Origin of the sequence: Streptomyces sp. NPDC004542 (genome assembly GCF_040610035.1) — a bacterium.
In the GTDB taxonomy this organism is placed as follows: domain Bacteria; phylum Actinomycetota; class Actinomycetes; order Streptomycetales; family Streptomycetaceae; genus Streptomyces.
In genome coordinates, this window is the sequence record NZ_JBEXLP010000006.1 from 136,764 (window position 1) to 150,657 (window position 13,894).

Below are 13,894 nucleotides of genomic sequence, written 5' to 3' on the forward strand. Positions count from 1 at the left end.
CGTCCGTCTCTCCGAGTCCGGCCGGACGCCGACGTCATTGCCGTACCGACCGGGCGCGGAACGCCGCGCGGTACCGGGCCGGCGACATGGCGAAACACGCTTTGAAACGACGGCTGACGTAGGTGGGGTCGGTCCAGCCCACCTGTGCCCCTATCGCGGCCACTGACAGATCCGTCTCGATCAGCAGGGCGCTGACCCGCTCCGCACGGATCCTGTTGAGGTAGGCGATCGGGGGCATGCCCAGGTGCTTGCTGAAGAGCCGTACGAGATAGGCGGGTGCGAGGCTGACCTCACGGGCCAGCGCCTCCAGCGTCCAGGGCAGGGCCAGTTCCTCCTCCATCAGCCGTACCGCGCGCAGCACGGACGGGTGGGCGGTCGCGGGCAGGTAGCTGCCCTTGCCTTGCGGGAAGAGCGCCGCCGCCACCTCACCGAGGATCAGCACCAGGTGACCGATCCTGGTGGCCCGGTCCTGCACCGCTCGGCGGTCGGAGGAAGCCAGCGCCGCGCACCACGCCTCGACCCGGGCGAAGGACTCGGGGTCGAGCGTGGCCTGCTCGCCGGCCTGGCCGAGGCGCTCGGAATAGGTGTGGTTGAGCAGCACGCCCATGCTCGGGTCCGCGGTGATCCACGCCAACTCGTGCGCGAACAGCTCGAGTCCGACGTACACGTCGATGACCATCAGGTCGCGGCAGTCCTCGTATCCATGCCACTCACCGGCGCGCACCAGGATCAACGACCCGCGTTCGATCGGCCTGGAGCCGGCGGAGGAGGTGTGCGTGGCGGTTCCCTCGCAGACGATCGCGATTTCCATGAAGGCGTGGGTGTGGACCGGCAGGTCCTCCGCGTGGATCACGCTCCGGGACGCGATCGGCGTCGCAAGGAAGGGCAGCACCTGCTCGTGAGGGACGGTGTGCACGGTCACCTCTCCCGGGGAGTCAAGATGATCCAACTTCTGGTTGCTCGCAAGGGTAGTTGAAACGACTCAACCTCGCGTTAAAGTCGGCGCAACATTACGGGGGGGACGAGTAACCCGTTTCTGCGCCGGATCGGGCAATTCCAACAGAGCCGCCATCTTTCCGACGCCAGTGGAAAGGAATGCCCGTGAAGTCTCGCCGCGCGACGGTTCTCGCAGCCTCGCTCGCCATATCAGCGATGCTGCTCACCGCCTGTGGATCCGGATCGTCCGGCAGCACCGACGGGAAGGTGGAACTGAAGTTCCTCACCTTCACCAGCCCCAATGTGACGAAGTCGCTGTGGGAGAACGCTTCCTCCGACGTCACGAAGAAGTACCCGGGCGTCGGCATCAAGCTGCTGTACACGCCCAACCTCGACCGGCAGGCGTACGCCAAGCAGTTGCTGGCCACCGGGCAGCTGCCGGACATCCTGTGGGACGCTCCCGGGCCCGAGTTCGTGAAGGCCGGGGCGCTGCTGCCGTTCGACAAGGCCGACCTCAAGGGCATGAACGTCCCCTCCGGGTACGGAACGATCGGAGGGAAGACCTACAACCTCTGGAACGGCTCCTTCCTCACCCCGGCGCTGCACTACAACAAGAAGGCGTTCGCCAAGGCCGGCATCGAGCGGCCTCCGGCGACCTTCGACGAACTGGTCGCCGACGCGGAGAAGCTCAAGGCGGCCGGTATCACTCCCTTCCTGGTGCAGAGCGGTTCCGACCTCTGGTCCGCGGGATACCTCCTTCAGGGCATCGTGACCGCCGACGTCTACGGCAAGTCACCCGACTGGCTGTCCGAGCGGAAGGCGGGCAAGGTCAAGTTCTCCGACCCCGACTTCGTCGCGGCGGTCGAGAAGTTCGTCGCACTGCGCGACAAGGGTCTGATCAACAAGGACGCGCTGAGCATCAACTACGCCCAGTCGACCACCAAGTGGAAGGCCGGCGAGGCCGCCATGTGGCCGATGGGCTCGTGGGCGACGGCGACGAAGACCTCGTTCGACGTGGGCGTGTTCCCCTTCCCCACCGCTGACGGCAGCAAGGTGCTCCCCGTCTCGATCGGCGCGGCCGTGTACGTCTCCGCGAAGACGGCACACCCCGCCGAGGCGAAGAAGGCGGCCGTGTCGCTGATCACCAATCCGTCGTGGCAGGCGAACGACATGAAGTCGGACGGCGTCCTGCCGATCGTCGACGGCATCACCCCCCTGCCGGGCACGAGCCAGGCGACCCTGACGTCGCTGAAACTCCTCAACGACACGTCGTACACGCACGTGGTCGGTTTCCTGAACGAGGTGGGCGACGCCTCGCCGCCGGCCGGGTTCGGCGACGCCTTCGGCAAGGCCATGCAGGGCCTGATCGGGGGCGGTTCCGCCAAGGCGTTCGCGGCACGTCTCGACAGCTCCTGGGACAGCCTCTCCAAGTGAGCGGAGTGTCCGGCCGAAGGGCCCGGGGCGCGTCACCCGTGGGGTGCGGATCCTTCCTGGTCCGCACCCCACGCAGTGGCCTGCGCCCGCCGCCCGACCGATCCCGATCCGACCGATCCCACCGATCCCACCGATCCGACCGAGACGAGCCTGGAGGAAACGTTGGCAGGACAACCGGCCACCTCGGTGGCGAGAACCCCGCGGGAGCCCGAGCGGGAGAGGGGAGGGAAGCCCACGATGACGGACGGCACCGCGCTCCGCGAGGCGGCTGACGACGCCAGGCGCGAAGCGCCCCGCAGGTGGTGGAACCAGAGGACCGCGACCGCGGCCGGCACGTTCGCGGTGCTCGGGGCGCCTTCGTTCCTGCTCTACGCCTTCGCGGTGCTGACACCGCTCGGACTGTGCGTCGTCTACTCGCTGGAGGACTACAACCTCCTCAGTTCCAGCGGCCGCTTCATCGGGCTGGACAACTACCGCGACCTGTTCTCGGACCCCGGCTTCTGGGGTGCCTACGGCTTCACCCTGACCATCACGGCGTTCCTGATCGTGGTCTCCAACGCGGGCGGCGTCGCCCTGGCCGTGGTGCTCAACCGCCCGTCCCGCCCCTTCCACGTCCTGCGCACCGTCACCTTCGTCCCGGTGATCCTCAGCGGCGTCGTCGTCGCCTTCCTGTGGTCGTCGATCCTCACCGACACCGGAATCCTCAACTCCCTTCTGCACAGCCTGCATCTGACGTCGCTCCAGCACAGCTGGCTGGGGACGGCGCGGGGCGCGCAGCTCAGCGTGATGATCGTCTCGGTCTGGCCGATGATCGGGTTCGCGACCACCGTGTATCTGGCGGCACTGCAAGGAGTTCCCGCCGAACTGCTGGAGGCGGCCGAGATCGACGGCGCCGGGCCGGTCCGCCGGTTCCGCCATGTCGTCTGGCCGCTGCTGCGGCCCGCCCTCGCGGTGAACTCGACGATCATGCTGATCAACGGGGCCAAGAGTTACGAGACCTCCCTGATCCTCACCGGCGGCGGCCCCAACGGCGCCACGGACACCGGCGCGTTGCAGGTGCTGCGGGTCGGTTTCACCGAGAACCGGGCCGGCTACGCGGCCGCCGTCTCGATGGTCATCCTGGCGACCATCGCGCTGCTGTCGATGGCCGGAGCCGCCCTTGCGAGAAAGGCCGACCGATGACATCCGCGACACCTCCGGCGGGCGGTGGCCGCACCACCGTGCGCCGCTACCTGGCGGCGATCCTCGTCACCGCCGGATACGCCCTTCCGCTGTATCTGGCGATCGTCAACGTCTTCAAGCCGAACGCCCAGATCACGGCGCATCCGATGAGCCTGCCGTCCCCGTTCACGCTCGGCAACCTGATATCGGTCTTCGACTCCCCGGACTACGACCTGGTCGGCACGCTGGTCCGGACGCTCGTCATCACCGCGGTCAGCATGGCCTGCGTCGTGCTGCTCGGCTCGATGCTGGGCTACTACCTGGGGCGTCACCAAGGGCCGCTCCAGCGGGTACTGACCGGTGTCCTGCTGCTGGGCCTCGCCATCCCGTTCCAGGTGATCCTGATTCCGGTGACGCAGGTGCTGCGGCCGCTGAACCTGCTGAACACCTACGCCGGGCTCGTCGTCTTCAACGTCGGCTACTACATCCCGTTCGCCGTCCTGGTCTTCTCCCGTTTCGTCCGGGAGATCCCACGGGAGCTCGACGAGGCCGCCGCGCTCGACGGCGCCGGCCCGGTGCGCATCTTCACCCGGGTCGTCTTCCCGCTCATGCACCCCGCCATGGCGTCGGTGGCGATCTTCGTCAGCGTGTGGGTCTGGAACGACTTCGTGAACCCGCTGATCCTGCTGGGCCCGGACAAGGGCACCACGATCATGACCGGGATCTACCGGTCGCTCGGGCAGTTCAACTCGGACTTCGGGACGACCTTCGCCTTCATGTTCGTCGCGAGCCTGCCCCTGCTGATCCTGTTCCTGCTTCTGCAGAAGCGGTTCGTCTCCGGCCTCACCTCGGGTGCCACCAAGGGCTGAGGCACCCCGCACCCCGGCCGCCGCACCGAAGAGCCGACGCCGGCACGGACCACGCGTCCGGGCGGACCACAGGCCACGTTCACGACGCCCGCGTACCGCGGGGAGGGACCACACGAATGACAGACGCACAACCGCCGGACCTGGAGTCGCTGCACGCCCGGTTCCTGGCCCCCGGACCGAGCTGGGGCCCCATGCCCTTCTTCTGGTGGTCCGGCGGCCCCGTCGACCGGGACCGGCTCACCCGGCAGCTCGACCAGCTGGCCGGGTCGGGCGTCGCCGGTACGGTCGTCGGCTACAGCCACCGCGACGACGGCGGTCTGGACGCCGACGATCCGCAGCCGCTGACCGAGCGGTGGTGGGACCTGTTCAGCTGGTTCGTCGAGGAGTGCGCACGCCGCGCACTCAAGCTCGGGCTCCAGGACTACATCCTCCTGAACGACATCCTGCGCTCCGCGGGTGCCGACACCCCGGGAGAGGGCGCGGGAAGCCTCCGGTGCGAGGTGGTCGCCGTCGGACATCCCGCCCCGGTGACGGTTCCGGTACCGGCCGGCGCGCTCCAGATCGTGGCCCTCGGCCCCGGCGGCGAACGGGTCGATCTCACCGGCGGGGCGAGCGGCCGCGCGGAACTCACCTGGCGGGCACCGGGTGCGGGATGGGAGATCGCGCTGGTGACCGTGGAGCCGGCCACCCTGTACGGGCAACCGCTCTCCTTCGACGTCCTGCACCCGGACTCCGGGCGAGCCGTGATCCGCAGGCTCTACCAGCCCTTCGCCGACCGGCTGGGCGACCGGCTGGGCACCACCTTCACCGTCTTCTTCCAGGACGAACTCGACCTGGGGATCAGGATGCCGATGTGGTCGGCCCGGGTACCGGAGGAGTTCCGCCGCCGGACGGGGTACGACCTGATGCCGCGGCTGGTGGGCCTGTGGCGGGACATCGGGCCCGGCACCCGGAAACTGAGGCTCGACTACACCGACGTGATCGTGGCGTTGCTGGAGGAGAGCTATTTCAGACCGGTGCACGAGTGGCAGCGGGCCCACGGCACCATGCTGGCGATGGACCAGCTCGGCCGTGGGGAGCCGCGGACCGGCCGCAGTCTCTACGCCGACTACTTCCGGACCATGCGCTGGTACGACGCCCCGGGCAACGACGACCCGAAACTGCAGGAACCCCGCCGGTTGGAGGAGTTCAAGGTCAACAGCTCGATCGCCCACCTGTACGACAGGCCGAGGGTGTGGAACGAGGCCTTCCACAGCAGTGGTTGGGGCACCACGCCGTCCCAGGTCCTGGCCGGCGTGAACGAGGGCTTCGCCTACGGGGTGACCAGCGTGAGCCTGCACGGCCTGTACCACTCGACCCGGGGTGGGTGGTGGGAGTGGGCGTCCCCGGACTTCCACTTCCGGCAGCCGTACTGGCGGCACGCGGGCGGCCTGTGGCGTCATATGAGCCGCGTGAGCTGGTTGCTCTCCCAAGGCGGTCACGGCTGTGACGTGGCCGTGCTCGACCCGGCGTCCGACCTCGCCGTCGCGCCGGCGCCGGTGGCCGGCGAGCCGCGGGACCTCGTGGCGGACGACGACGCGCGGCAGCCGCCGGAAGCGGCGGAATGCGCCCTGCGGATCGTCAGGGAACTGGTCCGCTCCGGCTGTGACGCCGACCTGATCGACGACGACTCGCTCCAGCGGGCGACGAGTTCCGACGGTGGGCTCCGGGTCGCGCGCGAGTGCTACCGGGTGCTCATCGTCCCGGCCGTGCGGTGGATACGGGCCGAGTCGCTGCGAGCCCTGGCCCGGTTCGTGGATGCCGGCGGGATCGTCATCGCCTGCGGCCGGCTGCCCCAGGTGATCGGGGCGGACGGCGACGCGGTTCCGGCGGGGACGGCCGTGCGCGCGCTCTGGGGCCCGCCCTCGCCGGCCCTGACGGCCGAGTACCGTCACTCCGGGGGTGGCCTCGCGGCCTTCCTGCCGTACCTCGCGCACCGTGACGGCGACCTGGGCAAGGGTGTCCTGGACATCGTCGACCGTCACCTCGTCCGTGCGGTGCGGACCGGTGTCACCGATCTGCTGGTGACGCATCGCCGGGCACCCGGATTCGACGTCTACCTGGTGGTCAACGCCTCGGACACGGCCCGCACGGTCACGCCGGACCTGCTCGCCCGCGGCCCCGTCGAACTCTGGGACGCCGCGGACGGAACCCGCCGCCCGGTGCGGGCGCGCCGCTCCGGCGACCGCGTCGAGGTCGACCTCGACCTGCTGCCCGGCCAGGCTGTCGTCCTCGTGGCCGGTGCCCGCCCGCCGGCCGGTTCCCCGGGCGGGTCCGAGGCCGTCACGGCACCGGAGCGGACGCGAGCCGGCCGCCGTACGGTCGTCCGCCTGGACGGCACCTGGCAGTTCCGGCTGATCCCCACGACGGACAACAAGTACGGGGACTTCCGGCTCCCGGCCGGTCCGCTCGGACCGGAGGGCCACGTGCTCGGCAGGATGACGGCGGCCGGACAGGAACCGGTGCGCGTGTCGTACGGACCGCGGATGTGGTGGCTCGGCCCGCTCCCGCCCGGCGCCGACAGCCCCCGCCTCACCGACGCGCTGCGGGCCCTGCCGCCGGGCGGACCGTCCGGCGGGTCCGTGGATCTCGGCGAGGACCTCCCGCCCGGCGTCCACTGGCGGCCCTACTCGTTCTCCGAGCGGTTCGGCATCGAGAAGGATCCCCTGCTGGCGGATCCGCAGACCGGCCCTCACGGTCTGAAGGGCCATGTCCCCGCGGAGTTCATCGACTTGAGCGGCACGGGCGACGTGCCCGACGGGTCGGTCTCGTATCTGTGGACCTCGGTCGACTCGGCCGGCGGCGGTCCGGTGCGCGTGATCGCGGGAAGCCGGGCGGCGTACTCGGTGTGGCTGAACGGGACCGAAGTCCTGGGCCAGCAGGAGGCGTTGGCACCCGCCGGCTTTCCACCGTGGGACATCCCCGACTACCGTTCACCGCGGCGCTCCGCCGAGGCGCGCGCGGTCGCGGGCACCAATGCCGTCCTCGTTCGCTTCGTCCACAGCGGCACACGGCGCCTGCGCGGCTACGTCGTGGTCGAGTCCGCCGAGTTTCCCCCCGGCCCCCCGCTCGCGGACGACGCGCCCCCGGCCCTGTGCTGGTGGGCGGGCGACCGTCCCGCGCTGAGCTTCGACCCCGAGCCGGGCCGCCGGCCCGAGTGGACCGAGTACGTGGTGACAGCCCCGCCGGGGCTGACCGGCATCACCGTGACCGCGTACGCCGATGTCGAGTTCCCGTCCGCGCCCGCCTCCCCGCACCGGCTCCGTACCGCCAGGCTGCCGGGGGGCGCCCGGCGAGTGGACGCCGAATGGGACAGACCGGTCGCGCAAGCGCGACCACTGCGCCTGCGGGTCCGCCCGGACACGGGGTACCGGGGCGGATCGGCGTTCCGTGAGCCGGTGGCCTTCCACTGCACCACCGGCGAGACCCACCTGGTGGACTGGTCGCACATCGGACTGGCCGCTTACTCCGGCGCGGCGGCCTACACCAAGAAGTTCAGGATCCGAAGAGTCCCGGAAGGCCGGTCGCGGCTCTCCCTGGGCGAGGTCGCCGCGACGGCCTCCGTGACGGTCAACGGCCGGACCGCGGGCACGACGTTCGCCCCGCCCCACGCATACGACGTGACGGAACTGCTGCGGCCGGGCCGCAACGTCATCCAGATCGAGGTGGCCAACACCCTGGCCAACTTCTACTCCACCCTGCCGACGCCCTATGTTCTCGACGGTCAGTTGCGCTCGGGGCTGCTGGGGCCGGTGACCCTCACCCTCGGCGACCGCTGAAATCCGCCGGCATCTGAACACGGCCGGCTCCGGAAGCCCGGGGCCGGCCGATCCGGTCTCTGCGGACTCCGGGAACGACAAAGATCCCGACCGATCATGAAGATCGGCGGGATCTTAGTCGTGCGTGGACCTGAGGGGATTTGAACCCCTGGCCCCCTCGATGCGAACGAGGTGCGCTACCGGACTGCGCCACAGGCCCTTGCAACGAGTGAAACTTTAGCATCCCCGTCGGGGTGCTTGGAAATCCGTTCCCCGACTGGTCAGGGGCGGGCTCCGGCGGGGGTGGTGGCGGTCACTCGTTGGCCGCGCGCGGCCGGTCGCCTTCCTCGTACTGGTCGAAGAGCGGGGTGCGTCCGCGCTCGCGCGCACGGCGGGCGGAGGCGGCGCGGCGGGCGTCGGTGCGGCCGTCCGCGGCCGGCGTGTCCTCGGCGGTGGACGGCCGCTCGTCCGGCTCCGGCTCCCGCGCGGCGTCCTGCGTCTCCTGCTCCGGTGCCACCGGGCCGGACCGTGCCGAGCTCCAGGTGTCGGGTGCCCCGAGGTCCACGTCGGAGGTGGCCCGGGGCGCGACCGGCGCCGTCACGTACGTCGGCAGCGGCACCGGGACCGGGTCCCAGCTGTCGCCCTGCCCGGGCCTGCGCCGGCGCTCGCGCTGCTGGTCGACCCACTCGGCGTGGTCGGTCTGCTCGACGAGGGCGCGGCGGTCCGCGGCGAGCGCGGACAGCCCGGGGTCGGTCTCCTCCTCGGGGCCCTCGTCCGGTTCCGGGACCCCCGGACCCCCGTCCAGGGGCACGCGCCGGCGCGGCTGGCGCTCACGCAGCCGCTGGGCGGCGGCCTCGGCCCGGCGCCGGTCCATCTGGTAGGCGAAGCGGCGGCGTTCCTGGGCGCGCAGGTAGACGATGTACCCGCTGAGCAGGAAGGCGGGCACGCCGGGCGCCCACAGGAATGCGAGCCCCCCGACGGCGGCGACGATCGCGCCGACCGTGAAGGCCAGGAAGAGCATCACGGTGGTACGCCGACGGCGCGCCAGCACCTTCGAGCGCCGGGCGCGCGCCGCGGCCGACTCGGAGGAGGGCGGACGCCGCGCGGCCGCTGCCCGCTTGGACGTGGACGCGGGGGCGGACTTGGACGCGGGGGCGGACTTGGGCGCGGGGGACGGCCTGGGCGCGGGCGTGACCGTCTGGCCGCGCACCGGTTCCGGGCGCTGTGTGCTCTCCGGCTCGGTCTCCGCCCGCACCTGCCGGCGGGGCGGGGACACGGCGAAGGCCCGGACGTCCACCGACTCGGTGACGGCGTCCGGAGCACCGTCGTCGTGCTCCCCCTCCGGGGTGGAGCGCGCCCGCAGGTCCCTGGCGTACCGACGCTCCATTCCCGCCCGTCCGGACAGCAGCCGGATGGCGGTGCTGAAGCGTTCCGTCGGACGGGCCTCGTTCAGCTCGTCCTGCCTACGGAGCCACATCGGCACCAAGTAGGCGGCCCAGGCCCCGACGATGACTGCGTAGATGAGGCCGCTGCTGCTCACATCCCACACCGTAGAGGGGTTTGCACGAGGGGATCCGCCAATTCGGCCGGTGTGTCGCACGATCTGGCTGATATTTCCAGCTTTTTTTGTGCTCGATGCGATCAACCGATCAATTTCGAACGCTTATTCGATAAAGGGGAGATAAAGAGGTGTACGGATCGAGTACGGGCTGCGCGGCCTTATTCAATTGGAGGCGTTCCGCGAGCGTGCGCGCCGCCAGCGGGCGAGCAGGCCCTCCGGCACCTCTTCCGCGGTGAGAGCGAAAACGAGGTGGTCGCGCCAGGCTCCGTCGATGTGCAGATAACGGGGCCTGAGGCCTTCCTCGCGGAATCCGAGTTTCTCCACGACCCGGCGGCTGGGCCCGTTCTCGGGGCGAATGCACACCTCGACGCGGTGCAGTCCGACGGCGCGGAAACAGTGGTCGACGACGAGCGCCACGGCCGTCGGCATCACCCCGCGGCCGGCCACCGCCTGGTCCACCCAGTAGCCGACGTGCCCCGAGCACATCGAACCCCAGGTGATCCCGGCGACCGTCAACTGGCCCACCAGACGCCCCTGGTACTCGATGACGAACGGCAGCATCCGGCCCGCGTTCGCCTCCGACCTGAGGTGGCGGACCATCTGCCGGAAGGTCGGCCGGTGGGTGACCGGACCGGTGGGCGTGGGCGGCGGAATGGTCGCCTCCCAGGGGCGCAGCCAATCCCGGTTGCGCCGGTTCACCTCGCGCCACGCCTTCTGGTCGCGCAGTCTTATCGGCCGCAGGACGATGTCGCCGTCCGCCAGCACGACAGGCCAGGATGGGCTGTTCAGCTCGCACCCCCAGGGCCGGCGCCGGGTCTGGGATGGTCGCCGCCGCGGATCTGGTCGACGGCGTGCGTCAGGAGGGGCTCCAGGACGGCCAGTCCGTCCTTCACCCCGCCGGTGGAACCCGGCAGGTTGACGATCAGCGTGCCGCCCGCCACTCCCGCCAGGCCCCGCGAGAGCGCCGCGGTCGGCACCTTGTCCCGGCCGAACGCCCGGATGGCCTCCGCGATGCCCGGCACCTCGTACTCGATCACCCGGCGGGTCGCCTCGGGGGTGCGGTCGGTGGGTGAGACGCCGGTGCCGCCGGTGGTCACCACGACCTCGTACCCGGCCTCGACGGCGGCGCGCAGCGCCGCCTCCACCGGGTCGCCGTCCGGGACGACCCGGGGCCCGTCCACGGCGAACCCGAGGCCCCTGAGGCCGTCGGCGACCAGCGGGCCGCCCCGGTCCTCGTAGACCCCGGCGGCGGCCCGGTTGGAGGCCGTGACCACGAGAGCCCGGTAGGTCATGCCCGGCTCCAGTCGCCCGACGTGCCGCCCGTCTTCTCCTCCACGCGTACGTCCGTGATGACCGCTCCCTTGTCGACCGCCTTGACCATGTCGATCACGGTGAGCGCGGCGACCGACACCGCGGTGAGGGCCTCCATCTCGACGCCCGTGCGGTCCGTCGTCCGCACGGTGGCCTGGATCTCGACGGCGTCGTCCGCGACCGACAGGTCCAGTCTCACACCCGACACCGACAACGGGTGGCACAGCGGAATGAGATCCGGGGTGCGCTTGGCCCCCATGATCCCCGCGATGCGCGCGGTGGCGAGGGCGTCGCCCTTGGGAACCCCCTCGCCGCGCAACAGCTCGACCACGCGCGGGGAGACGAGGACGCGTCCGCTGGCACGGGCGGTGCGGGCGGTCACGTCCTTGTCCGACACGTCCACCATGCGGGCCGCGCCCGCCTCGTCGATGTGCGTCAGTCGGTCCTGCGTACTCATGCTGTGCGGTGCTCCCGGTCCCGGCCTGTTGTGCGCGACACGGTACCGTGGGCCGGCGCCGCTCAGCCGAGCAGGACCACCTCGACCTCGGTGCCGGGCTCGACGACCGCCACGTCCTCGGGGACGACGATCAGCGCGTCGGCCTGCGCCAGGGCCGCGATCAGGTGCGATCCGGCACCGCCCACGGGCCTCACCTCGCCGTCGGCGTACACCCCGCGCAGGAACTGGCGGCGGCCCTTGGGCGAGGTCAGTGCCTCGTCCGCCGTGAGGACCGCCCTGGTCGTGGGCCGGTGCACGTCCGCCAGCCCCATCAGCGTGCGGATGGCGGGCCGCACGAACAGCTCGAAGGAGACGTACGACGACACCGGGTTGCCCGGCAGGGCCAGCAGCGGCGTGTGGTCGGGGCCGATGGAGCCGAAACCCTGGGGCTTGCCGGGCTGCATGGCGAGCCTGCGGAACTCCACCCCGCCGCCCGGCTCCTCCTCGTCGCCGACGTGCGACAGCGCCTCCTTGACCACGTCGTACGCCCCGACGCTCACCCCGCCCGTGGTGACCAGCAGGTCGGCGCGGATGAGCTGGTCCTCGATGGTGGTCCTGAGGGTCTCGGCGTCGTCGACGACCGCGCCCACCCGGTAGGCGATGGCGCCCGCGTCCCGGGCCGCGGCGGTGAGGGCGAAGCTGTTGGAGTCGTAGATCTGGCCGCTGCCCAGTTCCTCGCCGGGCTGGACGAGTTCACTGCCGGTGGACAGCACCACCACACGCGGGCGCGGGCGCACCCGTACCGTGCCGCGGCCGATCGCGGCGAGCAGCGCGATCTGCGACGGGCCGAGCACGGTGCCGGCCTCCAGGGCCCGCTCACCCGCCTTCACATCGCTGCCGGCCGCCCGCACGTGCGCGCGTGCCTCGGCCGGGCGGTACACGCGCACCTGCCCGGTGGCACCCTCGGGGGCCAGGCTGCGGGCGCGCATCCCGCCGACCGGACCCTCGCCGAGCCCGCCGTCGGTCCACTCCACGGGGACGACGGTCTCGGCGCCGGGCGGCAGCGGCGCGCCGGTCATGATGCGGGCGGCCTGTCCCGGACCGACCGGGGCCGGCCGGGCCGCGCCCGCAGCGATGTCCCCGACGACGTCCAGGACGGCGGGGAACTCCTCGCTCGCCCCCGAGACGTCCGCGACCCGCACCGCGTACCCGTCCATGGAGCTGTTGTCGAACGGTGGCAGCGAGAGAGGCACCGTGACGTCGTCGACCAGGACGCAGCCCTGGGCGTCGAGCAGTTGCAGCTCGATGGGGTCGAGGGGGCGGACGGTGGTGAGGATGTCCTCCAGGTGCTCCTCGACCGACCACAGGTGGTCGGGGCCGGCGGGGCTGGTCGCGGCGCTGCTGGTCAATGTCGCTGCATCTCCTCGGCTACGTAACTGCGAAGCCAGGTCCGGAAGTCCGGGCCCAGGTCCTCACGTTCGCACGCGAGCCTGACAATGGCACGCAGATAGTCGCCACGGTCACCGGTGTCATAGCGGCGGCCCTTGAAGACGACGCCGTGCACCGGACCGCCGGCCTTCTCGTCCTCGGCCATCTGCTGGAGGGCGTCGGTCAGCTGGATCTCGCCGCCGCGGCCCGGCTCGGTCTTGCGCAGGATCTCGAAGACGTGCGGGTCGAGGACGTACCGCCCGATGACCGCGTAGTTCGACGGGGCGTCCGCCGCCTCCGGCTTCTCCACCATGCCGGTCACCTTCACGACGTCGCCCTCGTCGGTGGCCTCGACGGCCGCGCACCCGTAGAGGTGGATCTGCTCGGGAGCGACCTCCATCAGCGCGATCACGCTGCCGCCGTGCAGTTCCTGGATCTCGATCATGCGCTGGAGGAGCGGGTCGCGCGGGTCGATCAGGTCGTCGCCGAGCAGGACGGCGAAGGGCTCGTGCCCGACGTGCGGGGCGGCGCACAGCACCGCGTGGCCGAGGCCCCTGGGGTCGCCCTGACGCACGTAGTGCATGGTCGCGAGGTCGCTGGATTCCTGGACCTTGGCGAGCCTGCGGGCGTCACCCTTCTTCTGCAGGGCGGATTCCAGCTCGTAGTTCCGGTCGAAGTGGTCCTCGAGGGGACGCTTGTTGCGTCCGGTGATCATGAGGACGTCATCGAGCCCCGCCGACACGGCCTCCTCGACCACGTACTGGATCGCGGGCTTGTCGACGACCGGCAGCATCTCCTTGGGAGTGGCCTTGGTGGCCGGCAGGAACCGGGTGCCGAGGCCCGCCGCGGGAATGACAGCCTTGCTGATCCTGGGGTGCGACTGAGTCATGCCCGAACCTTATCCGGTGCCTTTGTGAGAAAACTGTGGATCCTGTTGGTTGGCTCTGATATGAGCCCATTG

General features: G+C 71.0%; 11 protein-coding genes and 1 tRNA gene. 4 read left to right on the forward strand and 8 right to left on the reverse strand.

The annotated features are described in order from the left end of the window. Positions 1-34: 34 nt before the first annotated feature. Positions 35-916 (reverse strand): AraC family transcriptional regulator, encoded by an 882-nt coding sequence (locus ABZX30_RS06065; protein ID WP_355929411.1) that lies wholly within the window; start codon positions 914-916, stop codon positions 35-37. Positions 917-1,101: 185 nt separating this feature from the next. Here ABZX30_RS06065 and ABZX30_RS06070 point away from each other — a divergent pair, with 185 nt between their 5' ends. The 4 genes from ABZX30_RS06070 (at position 1,102) to ABZX30_RS06085 (ending at position 8,218) form a co-directional block, all read left to right on the forward strand. Next, on the forward strand, positions 1,102-2,370 hold the full coding sequence (locus ABZX30_RS06070) for an extracellular solute-binding protein (RefSeq protein WP_355929413.1): 1,269 nt from the start codon (positions 1,102-1,104) through the stop codon (positions 2,368-2,370). A 237-nt stretch (positions 2,371-2,607) separates the two neighbouring features. Next, a complete protein-coding gene (locus tag ABZX30_RS06075) occupies positions 2,608-3,552 on the forward strand; it encodes a sugar ABC transporter permease (protein WP_355929415.1) in 945 nt (314 codons plus the stop codon). Next, positions 3,549-4,400 (forward strand): carbohydrate ABC transporter permease, encoded by an 852-nt coding sequence (locus ABZX30_RS06080; protein ID WP_355929417.1) that lies wholly within the window; start codon positions 3,549-3,551, stop codon positions 4,398-4,400. Before ABZX30_RS06075 ends, ABZX30_RS06080 begins: the two co-directional genes overlap by 4 nt. 116 nt (positions 4,401-4,516) lie before the next feature. Beyond that, a complete protein-coding gene (locus ABZX30_RS06085) occupies positions 4,517-8,218 on the forward strand; it encodes a glycosyl hydrolase (RefSeq protein ID WP_355929419.1) in 3,702 nt (1,233 codons plus the stop codon). A gap of 125 nt (positions 8,219-8,343) precedes the next feature. Here ABZX30_RS06085 and ABZX30_RS06090 read toward each other — a convergent pair. From ABZX30_RS06090 to galU, 7 genes are all read right to left on the reverse strand, one after another. Further along, positions 8,344-8,417: transfer RNA gene (locus ABZX30_RS06090), tRNA-Ala, on the reverse strand. 93 nt (positions 8,418-8,510) lie between these two features. Further along, positions 8,511-9,737 carry a gephyrin-like molybdotransferase receptor GlpR gene (gene glpR / locus ABZX30_RS06095; protein WP_355929420.1) on the reverse strand — a complete coding sequence of 409 codons (1,227 nt, stop codon included), beginning with the start codon at positions 9,735-9,737 and terminating at the stop codon, positions 8,511-8,513. 183 nt (positions 9,738-9,920) lie between these two features. Further along, on the reverse strand, positions 9,921-10,523 hold the full coding sequence (locus tag ABZX30_RS06100) for a GNAT family protein (RefSeq protein WP_355929421.1): 603 nt from the start codon (positions 10,521-10,523) through the stop codon (positions 9,921-9,923). Between the two features lie 20 nt (positions 10,524-10,543). Beyond that, complete coding sequence (locus ABZX30_RS06105) at positions 10,544-11,050, reverse strand: molybdenum cofactor synthesis domain-containing protein (protein WP_355929423.1); 507 nt, start codon at positions 11,048-11,050, stop codon at positions 10,544-10,546. Further along, positions 11,047-11,526, reverse strand: a complete 480-nt coding sequence (gene moaC, locus ABZX30_RS06110; RefSeq protein ID WP_355929426.1) for a cyclic pyranopterin monophosphate synthase MoaC — start codon at positions 11,524-11,526, stop codon at positions 11,047-11,049. Before moaC ends, ABZX30_RS06105 begins: the two co-directional genes overlap by 4 nt. Positions 11,527-11,588: 62 nt before the next feature. Then, complete coding sequence (glp, locus tag ABZX30_RS06115; protein WP_355929427.1) at positions 11,589-12,914, reverse strand: gephyrin-like molybdotransferase Glp; 1,326 nt, start codon at positions 12,912-12,914, stop codon at positions 11,589-11,591. After that, complete coding sequence (galU, locus tag ABZX30_RS06120; protein WP_355929430.1) at positions 12,911-13,822, reverse strand: UTP--glucose-1-phosphate uridylyltransferase GalU; 912 nt, start codon at positions 13,820-13,822, stop codon at positions 12,911-12,913. The genes glp and galU overlap by 4 nt, the downstream gene beginning before the upstream one ends. Positions 13,823-13,894: the final 72 nt, after the last annotated feature.